Annotated in this window: 17 protein-coding genes and 3 tRNA genes; 7 read left to right on the forward strand and 13 right to left on the reverse strand. The window is 72.1% G+C overall.

The genetic code is table 11. The annotated features are described in order from the left end of the window. Nucleotides 1–37 precede the first annotated feature (37 nt). Both DNK56_RS18730 and DNK56_RS35025 read right to left on the reverse strand, forming a co-directional pair. Nucleotides 38–2,065 carry an AfsR/SARP family transcriptional regulator gene (locus DNK56_RS18730; protein ID WP_111336274.1) on the reverse strand — a complete coding sequence of 676 codons (2,028 nt, stop codon included), beginning with the start codon at nt 2,063–2,065 and terminating at the stop codon, nt 38–40. Between the two features lie 78 nt (nt 2,066–2,143). Then, nucleotides 2,144–2,380 (reverse strand): hypothetical protein, encoded by a 237-nt coding sequence (locus DNK56_RS35025; protein WP_158564899.1) that lies wholly within the window; start codon nt 2,378–2,380, stop codon nt 2,144–2,146. Between the two features lie 310 nt (nt 2,381–2,690). On the opposite strand from DNK56_RS35025, the gene DNK56_RS18740 reads away from it, so the two are divergent. After that, nucleotides 2,691–3,698: a helix-turn-helix domain-containing protein gene (locus DNK56_RS18740; RefSeq protein ID WP_111336277.1), complete on the forward strand. Its 1,008-nt coding sequence runs from the start codon at nt 2,691–2,693 to the stop codon at nt 3,696–3,698. 104 nt (nt 3,699–3,802) lie between these two features. Here DNK56_RS18740 and DNK56_RS18745 read toward each other — a convergent pair whose 3' ends face one another. From DNK56_RS18745 to DNK56_RS18755, 3 genes are all read right to left on the reverse strand, one after another. Further along, nucleotides 3,803–4,225, reverse strand: coding sequence for a PIN domain nuclease (locus tag DNK56_RS18745; RefSeq protein ID WP_111336280.1), 423 nt, complete (start codon nt 4,223–4,225; stop codon nt 3,803–3,805). Beyond that, on the reverse strand, nt 4,222–4,437 hold the full coding sequence (locus tag DNK56_RS18750) for a type II toxin-antitoxin system VapB family antitoxin (protein ID WP_111336282.1): 216 nt from the start codon (nt 4,435–4,437) through the stop codon (nt 4,222–4,224). Before DNK56_RS18750 ends, DNK56_RS18745 begins: the two co-directional genes overlap by 4 nt. Nucleotides 4,438–4,541: 104 nt before the next feature. After that, nucleotides 4,542–6,983: a helicase-associated domain-containing protein gene (locus DNK56_RS18755; RefSeq protein WP_111336285.1), complete on the reverse strand. Its 2,442-nt coding sequence runs from the start codon at nt 6,981–6,983 to the stop codon at nt 4,542–4,544. Between the two features lie 321 nt (nt 6,984–7,304). Here DNK56_RS18755 and DNK56_RS18760 point away from each other — a divergent pair, with 321 nt between their 5' ends. Next, a complete protein-coding gene (locus DNK56_RS18760; RefSeq protein WP_111336288.1) occupies nt 7,305–8,219 on the forward strand; it encodes an FAD-dependent oxidoreductase in 915 nt (304 codons plus the stop codon). A 155-nt stretch (nt 8,220–8,374) separates the two neighbouring features. On the opposite strand, the gene DNK56_RS18765 is transcribed toward DNK56_RS18760, so the two are convergent. Then, the gene (locus DNK56_RS18765) at nt 8,375–8,704 is read right to left on the reverse strand and encodes a hypothetical protein (RefSeq protein ID WP_111330414.1); all 330 of its coding nucleotides are present in this window, start codon (nt 8,702–8,704) and stop codon (nt 8,375–8,377) included. 87 nt (nt 8,705–8,791) lie between these two features. Here DNK56_RS18765 and DNK56_RS18770 point away from each other — a divergent pair, with 87 nt between their 5' ends. Beyond that, a complete protein-coding gene (locus tag DNK56_RS18770) occupies nt 8,792–9,958 on the forward strand; it encodes an IS630 family transposase (RefSeq protein WP_241989748.1) in 1,167 nt (388 codons plus the stop codon). Nucleotides 9,959–9,974: 16 nt separating this feature from the next. Here DNK56_RS18770 and DNK56_RS18775 read toward each other — a convergent pair whose 3' ends face one another. The 5 genes from DNK56_RS18775 to DNK56_RS18795 all read right to left on the reverse strand — a co-directional run bounded on the left by DNK56_RS18775 (nt 9,975) and on the right by DNK56_RS18795 (nt 16,513). Beyond that, the gene (locus DNK56_RS18775; RefSeq protein ID WP_111336291.1) at nt 9,975–11,228 is read right to left on the reverse strand and encodes an IS30 family transposase; all 1,254 of its coding nucleotides are present in this window, start codon (nt 11,226–11,228) and stop codon (nt 9,975–9,977) included. 61 nt (nt 11,229–11,289) lie between these two features. Beyond that, nucleotides 11,290–12,891: an IS1634 family transposase gene (locus tag DNK56_RS36075; RefSeq protein WP_241989718.1), complete on the reverse strand. Its 1,602-nt coding sequence runs from the start codon at nt 12,889–12,891 to the stop codon at nt 11,290–11,292. 213 nt (nt 12,892–13,104) lie between these two features. Further along, entirely contained in the window at nt 13,105–15,174 is a 2,070-nt protein-coding gene (locus DNK56_RS18785; protein ID WP_111336296.1) for a DEAD/DEAH box helicase, read from the reverse strand. 240 nt (nt 15,175–15,414) lie between these two features. After that, nucleotides 15,415–16,014, reverse strand: a complete 600-nt coding sequence (locus tag DNK56_RS18790; RefSeq protein ID WP_111336299.1) for a hypothetical protein — start codon at nt 16,012–16,014, stop codon at nt 15,415–15,417. Nucleotides 16,015–16,162: 148 nt separating this feature from the next. Then, complete coding sequence (locus DNK56_RS18795; RefSeq protein ID WP_199564805.1) at nt 16,163–16,513, reverse strand: metallopeptidase family protein; 351 nt, start codon at nt 16,511–16,513, stop codon at nt 16,163–16,165. An 85-nt stretch (nt 16,514–16,598) separates the two neighbouring features. On the opposite strand from DNK56_RS18795, the gene DNK56_RS18800 reads away from it, so the two are divergent. From DNK56_RS18800 to DNK56_RS18815, 4 genes are all read left to right on the forward strand, one after another. Continuing rightward, entirely contained in the window at nt 16,599–18,119 is a 1,521-nt protein-coding gene (locus tag DNK56_RS18800) for a metallophosphoesterase family protein (RefSeq protein ID WP_111336302.1), read from the forward strand. A 175-nt stretch (nt 18,120–18,294) separates the two neighbouring features. Continuing rightward, nucleotides 18,295–18,367: transfer RNA gene (locus DNK56_RS18805), tRNA-Glu, on the forward strand. Nucleotides 18,368–18,403: 36 nt separating this feature from the next. After that, nucleotides 18,404–18,478 (forward strand) — tRNA-Asp (locus DNK56_RS18810). Between the two features lie 22 nt (nt 18,479–18,500). Continuing rightward, nucleotides 18,501–18,574 (forward strand) — tRNA-Phe (locus DNK56_RS18815). Nucleotides 18,575–18,637: 63 nt separating this feature from the next. Here the strand turns inward: DNK56_RS18815 and DNK56_RS18820 are convergent. Further along, complete coding sequence (locus DNK56_RS18820) at nt 18,638–19,687, reverse strand: glycosyltransferase family 2 protein (RefSeq protein ID WP_111336304.1); 1,050 nt, start codon at nt 19,685–19,687, stop codon at nt 18,638–18,640. Next, a complete protein-coding gene (gene lanKC, locus DNK56_RS18825) occupies nt 19,684–22,290 on the reverse strand; it encodes a class III lanthionine synthetase LanKC (RefSeq protein WP_111336307.1) in 2,607 nt (868 codons plus the stop codon). The genes DNK56_RS18820 and lanKC overlap by 4 nt, the downstream gene beginning before the upstream one ends. Between the last annotated feature and the right edge of the window lie 23 nt (nt 22,291–22,313).

Genomic DNA, 22,313 nt, shown 5'->3' on the forward strand with positions numbered 1-22,313 from the left:
ACGCGAGGGGCGCCGCCCGCGGTGCGGTGACGGAGGGTCACCGCAAGGCGGTCGGGCAGGTACTGCCCGCCTGGGGTGTCTCCCCGCGCCGCGGTGGGCGCAGGAGGGCCGGGGTGGGCCGGACGGAGGTGGCGGTCGCGCGCCGGGCGTGCGCCCGCAGCAGCTCGTGCATCCGGAACACGCCGGGGTGCTCCTCCTCCAGGAGGCCCGCGTCGAGGAGCCGTTCCAGCACGTCCTCGGCCGGCTCCGGCGGGAGGTCGAGGACGGTGGCCGCCAGCTCCGCGGTGAGCGGCCCGCGCGTCGCCGCCCCGAGCCGCAGATGCGCCTCGGCCAGCACCGGGGGAAGCCGCCGCACCGCCTCGTCCAGGGTCAGCGGTACGGACATCCGGGGGTCGTCGGCCAGGCTGAGGCGGCCCGGCAGATCGCGTCCCAGCCAGTCCGCGCAGTCGGCCAGCTTGAGGCGGGGGCGGGTGAGGAGGCGGGCGGCGGCGATCCGCAGGGCGAGCGGGTGGTGCCCGCACACCGAGGCCATCAGCCGCGCGGCGGCCGGCTCGGCGGCGACGCGTTCCCGGCCCAGCACGGCGGTGAGCAGGTCGTACGCCTCCTCGGGAGCGAGCGCGCCGAGCCGGTGCACGGTGCCGCCGTGCGTGGCGACCAGGGCGGCGAGCCCCATCCGGCTGGTGATGATCGCGGCACCGCCCGCGTGGGCGGTGAGCAGCGGGCGCACCTGGTCCGGGTGGACGACGTCGTCGAGGATCAGCAGCGTGCGTCCGGGGCCGGGCTCCTCCGGGGCGGTGCCGCGGAGTTCGGCGGCGGCCTCCTCCGTCGGGCGCGGGGTGCCGTCCGGCCGGGTCAGCGGCAACAGGCGGCAGCCGCCCGGGAAGTACCCGTCCACCAGGCGTGCCACGTGCAGGGCCAGCGCGGTCTTGCCGATGCCGGGCGCCCCGGAGAGCACGGCGAGGGGGGCGCGGCCGGGGTCGGAGGGGGCGGTGGGGTTGGCGAGGCCAGTGGGGTTGGTGAGGCCGGCAGGGCTAACGGGGCTGGAGGGGTCGGGCCGGGAGGCGGTGGCTCCGTTGCCGGTCAGCACGGTGAGGAGTTCGTCCACCTGGCTCCGGCGGCCGGTGAAGCCGGGCACCGCGGGGAGGGGCGCGGGGGGCGCGGCTGCGGTGCGGCGGCGTACGGGCGCGTTCTCGTTCCGGCCCGCGCCCGCGCCCGCACCCGTATCCCGGTCCTCGGTCCGGGCGGCGGGCGGGAGCGCGGCGGGTGGTGCGGTGGCCGGCGCGGCCGGGGGGACGAGCGAGAGGGGGGCGTGCCCGGTGTCCGGGGCGCCGAGGTCGTCGCCCCGCAGGATCGCCAGCTCCAGGCGCTGGAGTCCGGGCCGGGGATCGACACCCAGCTCCTCGCGCAGATGCCGCTTGATCCTCCGGTACTCCGACAGCGCCTCCGCCTGCCGCCCGGTCCGGTAGAGAGCCAGCATCAGTTGCTCGGAAAACCGCTCGTGAGCCGGGTATACGCGCGTAACTTCCCAAAGATCGACGAGGGTTTCGCGGCAGCGGCCGTGTTCCAGCTCGATGTCGCAGACGCGTTCCAGGACCCGCAGCCGCTCCTCCGCCAGCCGGGGCACCTCGTCCCGGTGCAGCAGCCCGGAGGGCACGTTGGCCAGCAGCGGCCCCTGCCAGAGGGCGAGGGCCGCCCGCAGGGTGTAGAGCTCGGAGTCCGCGCCGGCCGCCGCCGCACGGTCGACGAGCTGCCGGAAGTGGAGCAGGTCGAGGGTCTCGGCGTCGGCGTGGATGCGATAGCCGCCGGCGACGGCCACGACGGCCTGGTTCTCGATGCCGTACTTGGCGAAGATGCGGCGCAGCCGCAGTACGCAACTCTGGAGCGCGGCCTTGGCCGTGACGGGCTGTTCCTCGCCCCAGACGGCCTCTTGCAGGTGGTCGGTGGAGACCACGCGCCCCGGACGGATGAGCAGGGCGGCCAGTAGTGCGGTCGGCTTGGAGGGCGGAAGGACCACATGGTCCCGCCCATCGGTGATGCTCAGGGGCCCGAGCAGTTGGAACAGCACCGTCGTCCGCCTTCCCGTGCGCTCTCGGCGGCCCGTCGTCGGGCCGCCGCGTCGTCGTACCCGTTTCGAAGCGGAGGGCTACTGCCAGCCGAAGTCGTGCGGCAGATGACCCGGGCGTGGGTGTGCGGACGGGACGCCGTGGCCGGCGGGACCGCGCGGTACGTCGGAGGCGGAGGCGGAAGTGGCGGCGGAGGCGGACGCCGGGGCGGATACGGGAGCGGAGGTGGCGGCGTACGCGGGTTCCGCGAGGAGAACGCCGCCGCTCAGCGCCACGGACACGAGCGCGGTAACGGAGAACAGGTGGAGACGCGTCATGCGGTAGCCCTTCGAACCATCGGTGGGGAGTGTTCGACAGCACCGTGAGTTTTGTACGCGAGCGAGGCGATGGTGAAGGTGAGACCACTGGACCGATGAGGCCATGGCCCCTTCCGTCCAGCATCCGGACGCCCGGACGGCCCGCCCTGCCCGGTCGGCGGGAGGCCGTCTGCCGCCGCTCACCCTCTCGTGCCATGATCTTTACCGCAGCGTCAACGAGTTGCCGAAGAATAGAATTCGGCACTTGAGGAATAAATCCGGCAGGTGGCCGGACCGACCGTGCCGACAGGGTTCCTGACGGGGAGGGACGATGCTCGACCCCTTGGGGCTGGACGCCACTTCCGAGGCCGTCTACCGGGCGCTGCTCGCCCAGCCCTACGCGTCCCTCGCCGAGCACCGCGCCCAGCTGGAACTGACACCGGATCAATTCGAGGGCGCCTTGGAGACACTGCTCGACCTCGCCCTGGTGCGGCCGGCCGCGAGCTCGGGCGGGCGCAGGCTGCACGTGGTCGATCCCCGGCTCGGCCTGGAAGCGCTGCTGGCCCGCCGCCGCGCCCGGCTCGCCGCCGAACGCCGGCGCCTGGCGGACGGCGAGGCGGCCGTGGCCGAACTCCTCTGTGACCTCCCCGCCACCCATCCGGCGATCGGCGAGTCCCCGGTGGTGCACCTGGACGGCGTGGACCATGTGCGCGACTACCTGACGCAGCTCCACGAGGAGGTGGAGGAGGAGATCCTGACCTTCGCGACGGGCGGCGCGCAGACGGAGGAGAACATGCACGCCTCCCGCCCGCTCAACCAGGAACTCCTGGAACGCGGGGTGCGCATGCGCACGGTCTACCTCTCCAGCATCCACAACCACCCGCCCACGGTGACCCATGTGACCTGGCTGGCCTCGCTCGGCGCCGAGGTCCGTACGACGCCCTCGCTCAGCACCCGCATGATCATCGCCGACCACCGCCTCGCCCTGGTCGCCCTGGACGACCAGGACTCCTCGCTCGGCGCACTCGTGGTGTCGGGCGGGGGCCTCATCGCGGCGCTGGAGGCCCTCTTCGAGCACGTCTGGTTGGACGCCGACCCCCTGGGCCCGTGCGAGAAGCCCGAGGAGCACGCCCTGAACCGCCAGCAGCACGAGACCCTGCGCCTGCTGGCCCGCGGCCACACGGACGAGGCCATAGCCAAGCGCCTGGGCGTCTCCCCCCGCACCGCCCGCCGCATAGCCAAGGGCCTACTGGGCCACCTGGACGCCCGCAGCCGCTTCCAGGCCGGAGTCCACGCCGCCCAACTCGGCTACCTCCCCCCAAACGGCCCCCGAACCTGACCTGGGGCGGAGCGCTCAGTGTGACCGTGCGGACGGGCCCGGCCGGGGGGCGAATGAGACCAGAAGTGAGACTGTGAACAGTGGGAGTTCGGCGTCCTTCCGCCCTACTTGCCGGTGTCCGGTCCGTACCACTGAAGGGCCTGGCCGGTGACCGTCGCGATGCATTCGAAATCGCGGTCGCAGTGCAGGAGCGTCAACCCTTGCAGTTCCGCCGTAGCGGCCACGACCAGATCCACAGCTCCGGCACTGCGGTGTTGTCCTCTCTTGGTGAGCGCTTCCTGTACTTGCCGGGCGCGGTCGTAGGCGCGGTCATCGACGGGCACCCATCCGAACAGCAGACGCATGTCCTCGATGCCTTGAGCGCGGTCTGCCGCGGAGCGGGCGCTGTAGAAGAATTCGAGTTCCGTGATCGGGCACGTCGCGATGAGTCCGGCGGCGGCTGCCTGGTCCCAGCCGAACTGCTCGGCGCCGGCGCGCATGAGGCGTGCCAGGGCGCTGGTGTCGATCAGGAACTGCGCGGCGTTCACCGGCGGTAGTCACCCTTCTTCTGGAAGAGCTCCAGGTCGAAGGCCCCGTCGGCGGAGGCCGCGCGCAGTCGAGCGAGCGCGAGCGCCCTCCGCCGGTTCTCCAGTACCTCGCGCAGCGCGGTGTTGACCGTCTCTTTCTTGGTACTGGTGCCGAGCGCTCGGGCGACATCGGCCAGCAGCTCGTCGTCGAGGTCGATCACGGTTCGACTCATGGGGCATACCTCCTGATATCACCTGTGCCATCAATTATATCTCGATGGATGACAGGTGTCCCGGCTTTCGTCGGGGGTGAGGCCGCCGCGCCTCGGCGTGGGCGTTACGCCGACTCGTCTGCCCGCGCCGGCATGACGCCTTGGATGCGGGAGAGGGTGAAGACACGATCAGCGTTTCGAAGGCGGCACCATGCTTCCAGGTAGGGCGGGTCGAGTTCCAGGCGGCTGAGGGTGCGCACGGTGCGGCTGCCCGAGGCGGCGACGTACTCGACGGTGATGGCCGTGCCCGTGTCGATGGCGTGTGCCAGCTGGCGGACGTCGGTGTACGGCAGATGCTTCGCGTATCCGGCGACGATCTCTTCGGTGTCCGTGCCGAAGGGAACCCCGGTACCGAATGGATCGGGCTCCGGAACCGTCGGTGGGGTGGCCAGCAACCGGACAGCCAGCGCGGACGGATCGACTGCGGCAGGCACCTCCGCCGTACGGCGTGCTGAGCGTCCGGTGCCGGCCTTCGTGGTGGCCTTCCGAGGGGGCGTAACGGCGTCGGCCCGTCGAGGCTGCGCTTTCTCGATGCGTACGGTTCCGTCCGCGGCCTCGGCGACGGGCGCATAGCCCTGCCCCCGGAGTGCGGCGAGGGTCTTGTCGGGCGAGCTGCCGCTGACAAGCACCGTCGGGGCGAGCTGTCGCAGCCCGAGTGCGGCGAGTGCCCGGTGGGCGGCGAGCTCGGCCAGGAGCGCGGGTTCGCCGCTGTGGATGACGCAGGCGGCGGGGGCGATACGCATGCGGCCGTGACGGTGGGCGGCGTCGGCGACGAGATAGGACAAGGGCTGCGGCAGGGGCCCGTCGGCGACGGCGGTCAGCTCGGCCGAGATCTCGTCCGGAGCGCGGCCGGTGTCCAGGGCGCGGCGGATGCTGTCGCCGCTGAACCGCCATACCGAGGCCGTGCCGCTGCTCTCCCGGTCGGCGGTCGAGTCCAGGAGCTCGGCCAGGCGCACGGAGGGCGTGCCGGTGACGACAGCGGTGAGGTCGCCGCCGAACCGGGCTGTCCTCGTGGCCTCCGGCAACAGCCGCCGACATGCGACGGCCACTTGCTCCCGGTCACCGGTCGCCAGGGCCGTACCGAGCGGGGAGAGAGCGCCTCGGGCGATGACGCCCGTCACCTCGGCCTCGCGGACCACTGTGGCGAAGGGCGTCTTGTCGTGGAACGGCGGATGAGCGAGCGGACGGTGCCAGGCCACGAACGGACCCAGATCGGTGCCGACCCGAACACCCTGACCCTCCGGAAGTGCTGCCGCCGCTGCGAGCAGCCCGCGACGGGCCTGCAGGCACGCGTCGCAGCGAGGGCCCCCGGCCACGGCGGCAAGCGACTTGTTGTCCTCGTCGCGGGACTGCGAAGGAGTGAACTGCAGGTTCCACCATGCGTGAAGCAGCTCGGCGAACTGCGCTGCGGGTTCCCGCACCGCCCAGGTGTCGTATACCGCAGTGGGTGTGATGCGGTCGCCGTCGTCGCCCAGCAACCCGACCGAGTAGGCGACCTCCAGGGTGATGCGTACCACCGCGTCGTCGGCCTGCGCGGCCTTGCCGATCCGTCCCAGTTCACGCGCGCCGATCCCGCCGGACTTCAGCCGGACCGGTGGGGCCGCCGAGCAGGCCGACAGAACCGAGGTGGCGTGGATTGCGAAGGCCGTGGCAGCTGCGGTCGCCTCCCGTTCCACCTCCACCGCGGTGACGGGCACCAGCTCCGCCACGGGCGGGACGGGGTCGAACGGCGCACTCCAGTCCGGCCCGCGCAGCGCGAGTGTCACTTCGGCGGGCATGCGGCCCGGCCCGTATCCGTGGCGGTTGCGGATCAGGAACCCCCTGTCCAGGGCCCACCGCTCACCCGGCGGGACATTGGCCGTGGCAGCTCCGAACGCGACGAATTCCGTGTCCTGTGGTGCGGACTTCGCCCGTCGCTCCAGCAGCTGCCGGGCGGCCGATGGCGCCTTCGCGATCATTGTGGCGACGCGCTGCGGATCGCCATGGTGTTCCAGGACGGCGGCCGTGCGCTGCTGCCTGGTGCCGGGCGGCCTGATGCCCAGCGCCACGAGCATGCCGCGCAGTTCCTCGGAGGTCACGTCTTCCAATAGCTCCTCCAGCGGTGCGTCCAGCCCGAGGGGCGCGTCCCACGCCTGCCGCAAGGGGGCGTCCATGCGGAGGTTCCCGTCGCCGTCCGGCCAGACCAGTGCGTGATCGGCCAGAGCCTCCAGAACGGCGTCCAGTTCCCGAGAGGCGGCGGGTGCCGTCGCTCCCAGTGCCCTCGCCAGGGCGCCGCGCGACAGGGGGGTTCCCAAGGCGGCCAGGGTCTCGGCCACCTGGAGGCAGGGCAACGGCAGCTGTGGCAGGACGAGCGCCACCGAGCCTGGCCGCAGAAGACGTTCCGCCGACTCTTCCACGGAACGCGGCTCCGGTGGCGCCACGGAGTCCTTCCGTATCCCGAGTACGCGCGACAGCCGTGGCGCGTCGAGGCCGGCCAGCCAGGCCGTCAGCGTGGATCGGGACGTCATGCGGAACACCTCGCGAGGCCGGGAACACGGCTGGGGACCGGGGCGGCCCCGAGCGAAGCCAAGAATCGCGCATTCGACGGGTTCACCGTCGCCATCCAGCGGGGAGTTCACCCGCAGAGGGCGCTTGTCGACGGGGATGGAGTGCGGGCGATCCTGGCACGCAGTGGCTGGTGTCCTCCTCAGTCGGCGTCGACCACCCTGAAGCGCAGTAGTGCGTCCTGAAGTCCGCGGTCGACGCCTTCGGAGCATGTCTGCGCACCCTGGATCGTCACTCGATTGGAACCGCCGCGTACGCAGGGGCCCCGGTGCTGGAATAGCCCCATGGGCGACACGCTGTACGACACCGACCTGATCATCATCGGCGGCGGACCCGCCGGGTGCGCCGCCGCACGTATGGCCGCCAGTGTCGGCATGCGCTCGATCCTGGTGGAGCCGGACCGGCTGTGCCGGAACCTGTACCGGATTCCGGCCCTGAACAACGTTCTCGGCGGCTACACCGGCGGCCCCGAGCTGGCCGACGCCATCGTCGCCGAGCTGAAGACCACGGAGCTCTGCCGCCTCGAACTCGGTCGGTACGTCAGCGAGCTCCGCGCCGACGACGACCAGGTGACCGTCACGTTGGACACGGGCGCTTCCCTCACCGCCCCGTACGCCATCGTCGCCACAGGCGTCGGCCCTCTCCAGCCCAGCGACGCGGCCTGGATCACCGCTCCCGCCGGCCTGACCCTGCCTGCGCTCTGGCAGGCCGACGCCGGTGACGCCCAAGGCCGGACCCTCCTCGTCCTCGGCGGCGACCGCCCGATCGGCACCTTCCTGCGCGCCCATCCGACCACGGACACGCGCCTCCTCGTGGCGTACCCGGCTGCGGACGCGTACAAGATCGACGAGATCCGTGACGACTCACGGGTCACGCTGCTCCCCGTCGATCACCTGACGCTGCACCGTGGGGAAGGTGCTCAGCTGTTGGCCGAGGCAGTGGGAAGGGACGGTACCCACCGGACGATCACGGCGGACGCGGCCTTCCTCAGCCTGGGCAACGCCCCCGCCGCCCCACCCGGAGACCTGACCCGTGGCACGGACGGGTACTGCCCGCCCACCGACCAGCACCCCCGCCTCATCGTGGCCGGCGACCTCCGCTCCGCCCGCTTCCAACGGATCATGACTGCCCTGGGCTCCGGCAGCGAGGCAGCGCTGCAGGCGTACTACGCGGCGAGGGATCTGCCCATCAAGGGGTGAGGCCACCCTGGAACGTCGAAGGGCCCCACCGCAAGGCGAATTCGAGGGGTCGTTGCAACACTGCTGGTCAGCTGGCTAGGTCCAGTAGCTTAGTGGTCGGCTCCGTAAGTCCTTCGGGGGTTGACTTCGGATCCGGCGTTGTGCCTGGTAGTGGGTCAGATGTCGACTGCAGCGATGTGGAGCTCGCAGGCGCAGTCGAGCGCCTCCGCGGGGGTGCCGGTGGGGCTGCCGGTGGGCAGCAGGGAGTCTTCGTAGCGGTCGCCACTGGCGTAGTAGGGGGCGAAGCCCCACCTCTTGCTGACGGTGCCGGTGTAGCGCAGTCGCATCAGCTTGACCCGTTCGCCGTCGGCCAGTTCGGCCTCCACGTAGGCGAACGCTCCGCGGTGTCGGACATGCAACTGCGCAATCTGGGGCCAGACGGCGCGGGCCTGCTCGCCGAGGCGGGCTTCCAGCGAGAGGCGGGTGTGTTCCGAGGGCGTGGGCATGGCGCCCATCCTGCCCGAGGGGCCACGGACCGGATACGGCAAGCTTCGGCCTGTTGTGATCCACTTCTCCGGATTGGCCCGCCTGCATTGCCTGTTGCCGTCGCCCGCACGATCACCCTGCGCGCCGCCGAGCGCGAGCGACTGAAGCTGATGGCCTACGGCCACAAGACCGAGTACCGGCTGCGGATGCGCGCGCAGGTGGTGCTGCACGCGGCGCGCGGACGCGCCAACGCGCGCATCGCCCGGGAGACGGGTCTGCATCTGGACACGGTCCGCCGCTGGCGCGGCCGGTTCGCCGAGCACGGGCTCGCCGGGCTGGGCGACCTCGACCGGTCGGGCAGGCCCCCCTCGTTCACCGCGCTCCAGGCCGCCCAGGTCAAGGCTCTGGCCTGCCGGCTGCCCGCCGAGACAGGGGTGCCGCTGGCGCGTTGGTCGTGCCCGGAGCTTGCCCGCGAAGTCGTCGCCCGGTCCATCGCCAGCTCGATCTCCGCCTCCACTGTCCGTCGCTGGCTGGGCGACGACGCGATCAAACCGTGGCAGTACCAATCCTGGATCTTCGTCACCGACCCGGACTTCCGCCCGAAGGCCGAGCGTGTACTGGACCTGTATGCCCGTACCTGGCGGGGCGTCCCGCTCGGCGACGACGAGTACGTCATCAGCGCGGACGAGAAGACCTCCATCCAGGCCCGCTGCCGCTGTCATCCGACCCTGCCGCCCGGCCGGGCCCGCGCGATGCGCGTGAACCACACCTACCGGCGCGGCGGCGCCCTGGCCTACCTGGCCGCCTACGACGTCCACTCCGCGAAAGTGTCCGGCCGCTGCGAGCCGACCACCGGCATCACCCCGTTCATGAACCTGGTCACCCAGGTCATGACCCGCGAGCCCTACGCCAGCGCGAAACGCGTGTTCTGGATCGTCGACAACGGCTCCTCCCACCGCGGCAAGAAGGCCGCCGACCGACTGTCGGACGCGTTCCCGAACGCGGTCCTGGTCCACACCCCGGTGCACGCCTCCTGGCTGAACCAAGTGGAAATCTACTTCTCCGTCGTCCAGCGCAAGGTCGTCTCGCCCAACGACTTCACCGACCTCACCCAGGTCACAGACCGGCTCCGAGAATTCGAAGACCGCTACAACGCCACGGCACAGCCGTTCCAGTGGAAGTTCACCACCTCCGACCTGGACGATCTGCTGGCCAGACTCGACCAGCACCCCGCCGGCCGACACGAAGAATCCTCCGCCGCCCCGGCACCATGATCAACCCCCGAAGGACTTACGGAGCCGACCACTTAGCGAGGCGCTCGGCTGGGGTTTCCCAGCCGAGCGTTTTGCGTGGGCGGCTGTTGAGTTCGGCGGCCACGAGCTCCAGGTGGTCGGGGGTGTGAGCGCTCAGGTCGGTGCCCTTGGGGAAGTACTGCCGCAGCAGGCCGTTGGTGTTCTCGTTCGATCCCCGCTGCCAGGGACTGGCCGGGTCGCAGAAGTAGACGGGGATGTTCGTGGCCACGGTGAAGGCTTTGTGGGCGGCCATCTCCGAGCCCTGGTCCCAGGTCAGGGAACGCCATAGATGCGGCGGCAGGGCCTGGACAGTGGCGGCGAGCGCGTTGCGGGTCGCGACAGCACTGTGCCCGATCGGCAGGTGCACGAGCATCACGTAGCGGGTGGCCCGCTCGACGAGGGTGCCGATGGCGGAGCGGCCGTCCTTGCCGATGATGAGGTCGCCTTCCCAGTGACCGGGGACGGCCCTGTCAGCGGCTTCGGCAGGGCGTTCACTGATCAGGACCATGTCCTTGATGGGGCGGGAGGTGCGCTTGTGGGCCTGGCGCTGCGGACGCCGGCGGGCCCGGCCCGTGCGCAGGGACTTGGTCAGCTCCCGGCGGAGTTCTCCGCGGCCCTGGACGTAGAGGGCCTGGTAGATCGTCTCGTGGGTCACGTGCATCTCCGGCCGGTCGGGGAAGCGTGCCCGCAGAGCCTGGCAGATCTGCTCAGGGCTCCACCGCATCGTGAGGTGGTCCTGGATGAAGTCCCGCAGTTCGGGGTTGTGGCCGATCTTGCCGGTCTTCGGGCGGGGCCGGCGGGCGTCCGCGCGGGCCTGGGCGGTGTGAGGCCGGTAGTACCAGCCTCCCTTGGGCATGGTCCGCCGGTTGCGGCGTATCTCGCGGCTGATGGTGGACGGGCTGCGGCCCAGCTCGGCGGCGATCTGCCGGATGGACGCCCTCTCGCGCAGCCGGTCGGCAATGTGGATGCGGTCGCGCTCCTGGAGAAACCGCGAGGGGCCGCAAGACGGCGCCTCCAGATCTCCCGCAGCCACGGACCCGTGCCCGTGCTGCGGGTAGATCGGAGGAACTGCCTTGCGGCCCCTCTTGTGACCGTTGCGCCACTTCTTGCCCGTGCGGCGGTCGATGCCGACGATCCGGGCCGCTTCCCGGGTGCTGTAACCCTGCTCCATGAGCTGGAAGTATGCGGCCCGTTCCCGGGTCAACGGCTTGCGCCCCTGCCGGTTCCTGTCCTTGCGGATTTCGAAGTCCATGACACCCCTTGAACTGGGGTGTTGCGACGACCACTAGACCCGTACTTCGCGGGTGACCGTTTCAGGTCTGTGGCCAGCGGGTTTGTCCGATGTCGGTGTCGAGGAGGTCGAGGAGGTGGAGTTGGACGCCGCGGTTGATCTGGACGGTTGGCGGGTCGGTGACGTTTCCGATCCGGAGGGTGAGTTCGCCGAGGTGGTAGAGGATCATGCGGCCGGTAGGGCGGACCCGTCGGTTGTCCGGGTAGAGGCCGGCCATGGTCTCGTCGGGGCCCAGAGCGCGTCTGACCTGCCGCTCAATCAGACAGAAGACGAGCAGGGCCAGGCAGATGACCTGGATGAGCGCGGCGACGCGCCGGTTGTGCTGCACGAAGACCGGTGCGACCGCGAGGGGGCCCTTGAAGTCGTGGTAGCGCCGCTCGACGGTGCCCTGGCCCTTGTACTGAATCAGGACGTGGGCGGGTCCGGCCTTCTCGGCCGGGACGCTGGTGATCAGCGCCCACCAGCCGTCAACGGCGGCTTCGGCTTCCAGCACGTCCTGGTCGAAGTGCCAGGTGAGGCCCGGGGTGCCCTGCTCGTCGGCGGTGATCTGCCAGCGCAGGCAGGAGGTGACACGGCGCTTGGCGGTGACGACGCCGATCCGGGCGACGATCTTCTCCCGGGTCTTGTAGTGCCGTCCGCCTGCCGCACCGGCGAGCTTGTCGAGGTCTTCGGCGGCCTTGGCCAGTCGCTTGGCCCGGGCCGCCCGCTGGCCGGCCGCGACGGCGGTGGAATGCACCAGGATCCGGCGCACCGTCAGCGACGGGTCGCTTTTGCGGCGCCCGGTCAGCGTGTGAATGTCCTCCAGGACTCGGTAGGTCTCCCGTTCCGTCTCCGGTTTCCTCTCGTCCCGCCCGGGCACCCAGTCGACGGCCTGCGCCTGCTGGGGATCCAGGACCGCGTAGACCTCGTCCTTGATCTGCGCGGCCGGGACGGGCGCGATGAACTCCACACCGGCCTCAAGCAGGGCGGTGATGTTGGAGTAGGACACCAGTTTGGAGTCGGCGACCATCAGAAACTCGTGGGTGCCGGCCATCGACCGCAGGTCTTTCATCGCCCCGACGACCTGGCTGGCCTCGGCCGCGGCGCCGTCGAAGACCCGGGAGTGGACGGGGATACCGCCGTCGGCCGAGACCGCGAGCCCGGACTGGATCTGTTTCAGATCCACGCGCCGGTCCTTTGGATGCCCGTTGCAGGCGATGAGCGGGTACCGCTCGTCCTGCTCCTCGGCAGGGAAAGCGCCATGGACGGACATGCTGGTCATGTCCCAGTGCAGCCGCGAGACATCGATCCCGAACTCGGTGATCGCCCGAGCGCCGACCGTGCCCGCGATGACCTCCAGCTTCGGAGCGATCGCGTCCAGGGCGCGGGCCAGGCGGTCATCATTGAGGAGGTCCGGCGTGATACCGAAGACCTCCTCCACCGCCCAGGTCCTCGCCCAGTCCCCGACGCGCACCAGTGGTGCGGGCGAGGTCAGCCGGTTGGCCACCAGTGCCTCGATGACCTGCCCGTGCGTCAGATGGGCGCTCGCACCGCCTGGACACACTTCGTCGACGATCCCCGCGACGTCCAGCCGGCGCAGAAACTCGGCAGCGACAGGCAGAGCGCCCAGACGCTTCTCCACCACGGACGTCACCACCACTTCAAGGCGCTGACGCTCAGATCGTGGCCGCGGGGACCGGGAAGTCATCGACACATCCGGACCAACGCCATACGACCGGCCCGGGACACTCCCAGACCGGTCACACCATACGAATCAACGACCCGCGAAGTACGGGACTAGAACTGAAGGGGGGACGGGCCCGCTTCTCAGCAGACCTTCAGGGGGTCCTCAGTACGCTCAGCCGTTGCGCTTCCAGCGCGGCTTGTCGTCGCGGCGGCCGAAGGAGCCGGTGCTCGTACCGGTCGAACGGTGGTCGTCGCGGCGGCCGTTGGGACGGTCGCCACCGGAGCGGAAGCCGCCGGAGGGGCGGTCGTCGCGGCGGTCCCGGTTGTACGGGCGGTCGCCGCCCGAGCGGAAGCCGCCCGAGGGACGGTCGTCCCGGCGCTCGAAGGAGCGGCCACCCCGGTCGTCGCGGCGGTCGCCGCCGGAGCGGTAGCCACCGGCCGGACGGTCGTCGCGGCGGTCGCGGTTGAACGAGGGGCGCTCGTCGCGGCGGTCGAAGGAACGGCCGCCCCGGTCGTCGCGGCGGTCGCCGCCCGAGCGGAAGCCGCCCGAGGGACGGTCGTCACGACGGTCGTTGCTGCTGCGGAAGGAGGGGCGGTCGCTGTTGCCCCGGTAGCCGCTGCCGGCGGGGCGCCCGGAGCGCTCGCCGATGCGGTCGTCGCGGCGGTCGCCGCCGGAGCGGTAGCCGCCGCCCCGGTTGTCGCGGCGCTCGTAGTTGCCCCGGTCGTCGCGCCGGTCCTCGCGGACGGACGGCTGCTCCGGCACGGAGACGGCGGCGGCCGCGAGGGCGGCCTCGGCCTCGGCGGTGACCTCGGCGACCGCGGCCTCGGGGTCGTCGCCCCGCTCGCGGGCGGCACGGGCCACCAGGCGGTCGGCCTCCTCGCGCAGCTCGACGGCGCGGCGCTGGACGCGCTCCAGCTGCTTGGTCAGCTCGGCGGCCTCGCGCTCGGCCTGCTTGGCGGCGTTGTTCGCGGAGTCGGCCTGGACCTCGGTGAGCGAGCGGGCGCCGGTGATCTCGGCGACCTCCGGCTCGAAGACGCCCGCGCCCTGCACGATGTGGCGCGAGGCGTCCACGCCCGCGTCCTCCATCAGGCGGAAGATCTGGCGGCGCTGGTGCGGCAAGGCCAGCGAGACGACGACACCGGACTTGCCGGCCCGCGCGGTGCGGCCCGAGCGGTGCAGGTAGTCCTTGTGGTCGCCGGCCGGGTCCACGTTCAGGACCAGGTCGATGCCGTCCACGTGGATACCGCGCGCGGCGACGTCGGTCGCGACGAGCGCGTTGACGTAGCCCCGCTTGAAGTCCTCCAGGACGCGGGTGCGCGCGCCCTGGGTCATGCCGCCGTGCAGCGCGTCCGCCTTGACGCCCGCGTCGACGAGCTGCTCGGCGATACGGTCGGCGCCCAGCTGGGTGCGGACGAAGATGATGGTGCGGCCCTTGCGGGCGGCGATGGCGGAGGTGACCGGCGCCTTGTCCTTCGGCTTCACGACGAGGACGTGGTGCGACATGGTCGAGACGTTGCCCTGGGCGGAGTCCACCTCGTGGGTGACCGGGTTGGCCAGGTAGCGCTTGACCAGGGTGCCGATCTCGTTCTCCATGGTGGCGGAGAAGAGCATGCGCTGGCCGCCCTCGGGGATCTGGTCCAGCAGCTCCGTGACCTCGGGCAGGAAGCCCAGGTCGGACATCTGGTCGGCCTCGTCGAGGACGGCGACCTGGACGTTCTCCAGGGAGCAGGCGCCCCGGTTGATGATGTCGCGCAGCCGGCCCGGCGTGGCGACGAGGATGTCGACGCCGCGCTCCAGGGCGTAGATCTGGTTGCCCATCGAGGTACCGCCGCAGACGACCTTCATCTTGAGGCCGAGCACGTCGCCGTACGGCTGGAGCGCGTCCGCGACCTGCATGGCCAGCTCACGGGTCGGGGTGAGGATGATCGCGCGCGGCTTCTTCTTCTCGGTGTGGCCGCCCGCCAGCGCGGACAGGGTCGGCAGGCCGAAGGAGAGGGTCTTGCCGGAGCCGGTGCGGCCGCGGCCCAGGATGTCCTTGCCGGCCAGGGCGTCCGGGATGGTCGCCGCCTGGATCGGGAAGGGGGTGGTCACACCGTTCTGCGCGAGCTTGCGGACGATGCCCTCGGGCAGGCCCAGGTCGGCGAACGAGATGGCCGGCTCGGCGTCCGCCGCCTCGGCGGACTCGGTGAGGACGGCCTCGGCGGCCGGGGCGAGCTCGTCGTTCTCGACGCTCTCGGGCATGACGGTGTGGTCAGAGCTGGAAATTGACATGCGAAATGCGAAACCTTCCGGAGTCTCGGCACGCGCCCATAACTCCGTGATTTCGCAATGTCGACCGCCTCAATGCGGTCCAGCCACGGCAAGGGAGAGTACGCGCCACACGGCGCTCTTCTGTGTCGGCGCCGGGCAATGGGATCAAACGATCTACCACCATACGCACTCTCACCCCCATCGCGCAAACCGCCTGCCGCCGGACGCCCCTCAGACCGGCCCGGCCTGCGGTGACGCCTGCGGGGTCCGCAGCCCGACCATGCTCCGCGGCCACGCCATCGCGTCGGTACGCACCCCGGCGGCCGGGGACGCGGACGGCTCCGGCGGCGCGGGCTCCGAGGGCTGCGGCTCGGGCTCGGGCGGCTCCGGCGGCCGGGGCGTGTCCACCGGGTCCGGCGCGGGACCGGGGTCGACCGGAGCCGGGGGTTCCGGCCGCTCGGGCGCCGGCTGCTTCGGCGAGGCCGCCGGGACGGAGGGCAGCGCGGGCCCGGCGGCCTCGCTCCGGCCCTTCGCGCCGCCCTTGCCGTCCTCCGGCTCCGCACTGGCCGACGCGCTCTCCGAGGGCGAGGCGGAGGCGCTCGGGGACGCGCTCCGGCCGCCCTGCGACCGCATCCCGGTGCCGCCGAGACGGGCCCGGCCGGTGCCGGTGACCGTGGCGCCGTTCGGCTCGGCCGCCGCGCCCTCGGGCTCGGCCGACCGGGAGGGCTTCGGCTCCGCCCCGTCCGAGCCGACGCTCATACAGCCGGTGGCCGTGGCGAGCGTCACAGCGGTGACGGCCACCCAGCGGACGGGGACGGGGAACTGGCGCACGGGGCACCTCCGGGGCGCGGGAAGGACGGGGCCTGACATGAACAAGCCGGGCTCGCCGTGCCCAACTCCCGCCACCCCGCTCGGGACACGCCCGCCGGACAGGTTCGTGCGGCCCCACCCGTCACCGGACGGGTTCGCGCGCCGGGCCTCAGCCGTAACCGAGCGCGTGCAGCCGCTCGTCGTCGATGCCGAAGTGATGGGCGATCTCGTGGACGACGGTGATCTCCGTCTCCGCCACCACGTCCTCGCGGCTCTCGCACATCCGCAGCGTCGGCCCCCGGTAGATCGTGATCCGGTCCGGCAGGACGCCCGCGTACCACTCACCGCGCTCGGTCAGCGGCGTGCCCTCGTACAGCCCGAGCAGTTCCGGGTCGTCGGCCTCCGGTTCGTCCTCGACGAAGACCGCGACGTTGTCCATCAGCCGGGTCAGCTCCGGCGGAATCCGGTCCAGCGCCTCGGCGACCAGTTCCTCGAACGCTTCTCGCGTCATCTCCAGCACCCGGCCATTGTCCCGTACGCCCGCCCGGCGCGTCCCGGTCCCCGGCGGGGGAATACCCGCACCCGGGCCGGGGCACAGGCACCGAATGGCCCGCGTCCCCTTCCTCCCCCGCCGTCCCTTCCGCCGCCCGCCCGGCCGCCGCGCCCCCAGAGGACCCTTCGCCGCGCCGCGCCCGTTCCTCCGGGCGCTCGGCATGGTCGCCGTGGTGCTGTTCGGCGCGTGGCTCGGGCTGCTGGCGGTCGGCGGCGTACGGACGCCGGTGGGCCCGATGGACACGACGATGACGCTGCGGCCCTCGCTCGACGGCGGCACCCGGATCGACGTCTCCCCGCTCGGCTCCCTGGAACTGGACTCGCACCACGCCCCGGTCCGCCTGGACGTCGATGTGGACCGGCTCGACCCGGTCCGCTCCCAGGCCCTGGTCCGCCATCCTGAGCGGCTGGCCGGGCTGGAGGACGAGGTCACCGACGACGTGGCCGCCGGCACCCGGGAGCTGGCCCTGCGCTCCTGCGTGGCCGTGGTGACCGGGGCCACCGCGCTGGGCCTGGCCGTCTACCGCAGGCCGCGCCGGGCGCTGGGCGCGGGCGGCCTGGCCCTCGCGCTGCCGGCCGCGTCCGGCGTCGGCGTCTACGCCACCTGGAACCCGAAGTCGGTCCTGGAGCCCCGGTTCTCCGGGCTGCTCTCCAGCGCCCCGTCCGTCGTCGGCGACGCCCGCTCGATCGTCACCGACTTCGACGTCTACCAGCGGGAGCCGGCCCGCCTGGTCACCAACGTCACCAAGCTGTACGACGCCACCTCCACGCTCCCCGTCTACCGCCCGGACCCGGCAACCCTGCGCGTCCTGCACGTCTCCGACATCCACCTCAACCCGGCCGCGTGGCACATCATCGGCTCGCTCGTCGAGCAGTACGACATCGACGTGATCATCGACTCGGGCGACACGATGGACCACGGCACCGCTGTCGAGAACGGCTTCCTAGACCCCGTCACCGACCTCGGCGCGCCCTACGTCTGGGTGCGCGGGAACCACGACTCGGCGCAGACGCAGAAGTACCTGGCGGACCGGAAGCGGTTCCCCAACGTGCGCGTCCTGGACCAGGGGCGGGCGGTGAACGTCGGCGGGCTGCGGGTCGCCGGGGTCGGGGACCCGCAGTTCACCCCGGACCGGACCGGCCCCGAGCAGGCCGCGGACGTCCAGAGCGTGGCCGGGCGCACACTGGCCGCCGCCCTGCGCGAGCAGCGGCGCTCCGGCACCCCGGTGGACATCGCCGTGGCCCATGAGCCGGAGGCGGTACGGGAGACGGACGGCGAGGTTCCGCTGGCGCTGGCCGGTCATGTGCACCACCGGCGCAACGAGGTGCTCGACGGCGGGACGAGGCTGATGGTGGAGGGCTCGACGGGCGGCGGCGGGCTGCGGGCCGTCCAGAACGAGAAGCCGGAGCAGGTGCTCGCCTCGGTGCTCTACCTGGACCGTGCCACGCGCCGGCTCCAGGCGTGGGACGAGATCACGCTGGGCGGTCTGGGCCTGACGAAGGCGGAGGTCAGCCGCCATCTGCCGCAGGACGACCGGCCGGACGCGACGCCCTCCCCTATTCGGTTTGGCTGACATGGAAACGCCGTAGTACAGTCTCCGACGTGCCCAAGGGCGCCGGTCAGGGCTTGACCGTTCTGAAACCTCTCAGGGGTGGAAGAAGAAGCGGAACCCTCGGGGGAAGCGGAGTCACATGCTTCTCACGTTCCCTCGGGCAACAGACGCAGAAGCAAGCTGTAACAGCAGTTCTGCCCTCATCGTCTAGTGGCCCAGGACGCCGCCCTTTCAAGGCGGTAGCACGGGTTCGAATCCCGTTGGGGGCACGCAAAACCTGTGCGACACTTAGTCGCACAACGCTTGGTCCTGTGGAGCAGTTAGGAGTGCTCGCCACCCTGTCAAGGTGGAGGCCGCGGGTTCAAATCCCGTCAGGACCGCTGCAGCCCGCAAGTGCTGCGTGGCTGGGTAGCTCAGTTGGTACGAGCGATCGCCTGAAAAGCGATAGGTCGCCGGTTCGATCCCGGCCCCAGCCACTCTCGTGAAGAAGCCCCCGACGATCTCTCGTCGGGGGCTTCTTCGTGAAACGACTAAGTGGCTCAGCCGCTCACCGGTTCCGGTTCCCGCGCCGCGATCTCCGCGACGAGCGCCAGCTGCCGGGGCTGCACCCGTGCGGAGAGTTCTGTGACCCGGCGGGCGTGCTCGGCCGTGGGGCACCACAGGAGCTGGGCGAGCAGGAAGCGGCCCCGGTCCGGGACCACCACCAGATCCGGCCACAGCCCGCCGGCCCGTTCCGCGCGCCGCTCGATCTCGGGGCGCAGGTCGCCGTGGTGGCCCGGCGGCACGGCGAACTCGGTTGTCCGCGCCATCCGCTCGTACCACTCCACCGTGTCCGCGACATAGGCGCGGCGGAACTCCTCGTCGTGCGCCCCGCTCCGCAGCCGGAGCAGCGTCTCGTGGGCCCGGCGGGCGTCGTCGTGGGCGGCGAGCGGCAGCCGGTGGCGGCGGACGGTGCGGTGCCGGCGGGTGCCGCTGTCGTCCAGCAGGAACGCGGTGCGCTCGTGCACCGTCGCGAAGCGCAGGCCCCGGTCGGCCATCCGCAGCCACAGGTCCCAGTCCTCCAGCCCGTCGCCGGCCCGCCAGCCGCCCGCCTCCTCGGCGAGCGGGCGGCGGTGCGCGACCCGCGAGGGCTCGAACATCGGCCCGAGGAGCTGGATCTCGGGGTGCCAGACCACTTCGAGCAGGTCGGAGCGCGAGGTCGGCTCCCCGGCGGCGTTCCTGCGCTCGCAGCCGGTCGCGACGAGGTCGGCGCCCGTCTCGAAGGCGGTCAGCAGGACCCGCAGATGGTCCGCGCGCCAGGTGTCGTCGTGGTCGATGTACGCGGCGAACTCGCCGCGCGCCTCGCCCAGCCCGATCATGCGCGGCCCGCTGGGATGGCCGTGCCGGGGCGCCCGGACGAGCCGGACGCGCGGGTCCTCGGCGGCGGCGGCGCGCACCCAGTCGTCCGTGTCGTCGGTACTGCCGTCCGAGACGACCAGCAGCTCCCAGTCGGGGAAGGACTGCGCGCGCACGGAGTCCAGCGTGGGCACCAGCGCGCGGGAGCGGTTGTACGCGGGGCAGATGACGGAAAAGCGCGGGGCAGAGCTCACTCCCGGCCCACCCCGCGCGAGCCGCCCGCCCCCGAAGCCCCCGCGCCCGCGCCCGCCCCCGTCAGGAAGGGCAGACCGCCGCCCTCGCCGGTCAGCACGGTCTCCACGGCCAGCAGGACGCCCGCCGCGCCGGTCGCCAGGTCCGTGGACAGGCGCAGGCACTGGTCGCCCAGGAACGCGGGGCTCTCCCCGTACGGGACGGCGTGGAGGCCGAGACCCGCGAGATGCGCGGACGCGTCCCCCGGCCGGGCACCCGCCAGGGCGTGCTGGGCCAGCAGCGCGCCGGCCCGGCCGGTGAACACCCCGGCGTGCCCGAAGAAGGGGATGGCCAGCCGTTCGCGGGAGACCTCGCGGAAGAGGTCCAGCTCCGGGTCCGGCGCATGGGTCAGCACCCGGTCCGCGACGAGCGCGAGGCCCGCGCCGCCCGCGATCACCGGCGCGGACCACTGGCCGTGCGGGGTCCTGGCCTCCCGGTCGGCCGCCCAGCCGCACTCCGCGAGGTCGGCGCGCAGGGCCTCGACGGCCAGGTCGAGGTACTTCTGCTCGCCGGTGTGCTCGAAGAGGCGGACCAGGAAGAGCGCCTGCCCGGAACCGCCGTGCAGCAGGCCCGGCCGGCGCCGGCCGCTGCTCGCCGCGCCCGTCATCCGCTCGGCGAGGCGTACGGCCTCCTCGACGTGCGCGGGATCGCCGTGCCGCCCGGCGAGGTGCAGCAGGGCGAGCCCGATCCCGGAGCGGCCGCTGAAGAGGCTGTCGTCGACGTCGTCCGCGGCCCAGCGGGACCGGGCCCGCTCCAAAACCTCCCGGGCGGGTGCGGCCGCGCCGAGCGCGTCGAGCGCGAAGGCGATCCCGCACAGGCCGTCGTAGAAGCCCGGCTCGTCCACCCGGGCGGTCGCGGAGACCAGCCAGTCGAGGTGTTCGCCCGGCACCTCTACGCCGGCCCGCGCCAGGGCCCAGGCCACGCCCGCGGCCCCGTACGCGAAGTTCACGCCGCCGCCGCTGCCGTGGAACTGCGCGATGTCCCCGGGGTAGAGCCGGTCGGTGCGGCCGGGTGTCGCGGCGGCCAGAATCCCGTCCGCGAGGCGGCGCCGCAGCTCGGGCCAGGACGCGGCGTCCGGACCCTCCGCGGGCCACACGGACGCGGGGGTCCCGGCCGGCGAGGGCGGCGCCGCCTCCGGGAGGGCGTCCCCGGCGGGCGCAGGCGGGGCCAGGTCCGTGCGGACCCGCTCGGCGAAGTCCTCCGGTACGGGGAAGTGCCGGGCGATCAGCGCGAGGAACTCCTCCGTCTTCCGCTCCGACCAGGGCAGCACCTGGGTGAGCGGCAGGAACACCCCGAGCCGCAGGCACCCCATCGCATAGCGGTCCACGTCCGTGCCCGTGTACCCGGCCGGGGCCTGGTAGCCCGGCGCGGCCATCGCCTGCGAGGCACCGGCCACCGCCTCGCTGCTCGCCTCCAGGTCGATGAAGACCACGCTGCCGTCGGGCCGCAGGAGCACGTTGTTGGGGTGCAGGTCGCCGAAGACGACGCCCCGGTCGTGCAGGTGGCCCATCGCGCGCTCGATCGCGGCGAGGGTGTCCAGCGCCCACGCGGTGTACGCGGCGAAGGCCCCGTCCGTGGCCGGTCCGTTGCCCAGGAGCGGGTTGCGCTCCTGCATCTCCTGGCCCAGTGCCTTGCCCTCGACGTACTCGCGGGCCAGGTAGTAGTGCTCGTTGCCCTTGCGGAACTCGGCGTGCGCGGGCATGCAGTCGAGCCCGGCGAGTCTGCGCAGCGCCCAGTACTCGTTGCGCAGGCGGGCCACGGCGTCGGTGCCCTCGGCGTCGAGGCCGGCGAGCGGGCGGGCCTCCTTCAGCAGGACGGTCGAGCCGTCGCGCGCGTCGGTCGCGAGGTAGACGCCGCCGCCGTTGGAGAAGTGCAGCGCCTTGGTCGGGCGGTACGGGAAGCCGGTGAGCGCCCCGCTGTTGCGCTCCTCCAGCGCCTCCTTCACCCGTTCCGGCAGGGTGACCCAGGGCGGCGGCCGGAAGCCCGGACCGCGTACGTCGGGCACCCAGTTGCCCTCCGGGTCCTTGATGCAGTGGACCAGCTCCCCGGACTCGGTGCGCACGAGGTGGGCGACGAAACCGCCGTAGCGCAGGTAGAGGGGGCCCTGCCGCCAGCGCAGGTCGCTCAGGATGTACGGGCCCGACTCGCCGACGAGCAGCGGGTCGAGGGCGTCCAGGACGTTCCCGAGCATGTCCTCGTCCAGCGGGTAGAGCGTCACGAACTTCCCGCTGCTGCCCCGGTCGCCGTACTTGCTGTTGCGCCGCGCCAGCACGGCCCGGCTGCGGATGAACTTGAAGTACACGCCGTGGTCGAGGCAGTAGTCGCGTACCAGGCGGCTGATCCGCCCGGCGTTCTCCTGCGTCGCCGTGATGTGGATCTTCCAGCCCTGCTCGGGGAGTTCGACACCCGGCGGGCGGAAGACCACCCAGTCCTCGTTGGTGGCCCGCGTCCAGCCCTCCGGCAGCGGGGCGCGGGCGGCGGGGAAGTCCTCCTCGGCGGAACCGGGCGGCTGTATGTCGTAGAAGACCTCGCCGGGCCGGCAGAAGGTCAGATACCGGAAGTCCATCAGGGTCTCCTAGCAAGCCTGTG

Source organism: Streptomyces sp. AC1-42W (assembly GCF_003248355.1).
Classification (GTDB): Bacteria; Actinomycetota; Actinomycetes; order Streptomycetales; family Streptomycetaceae; genus Streptomyces.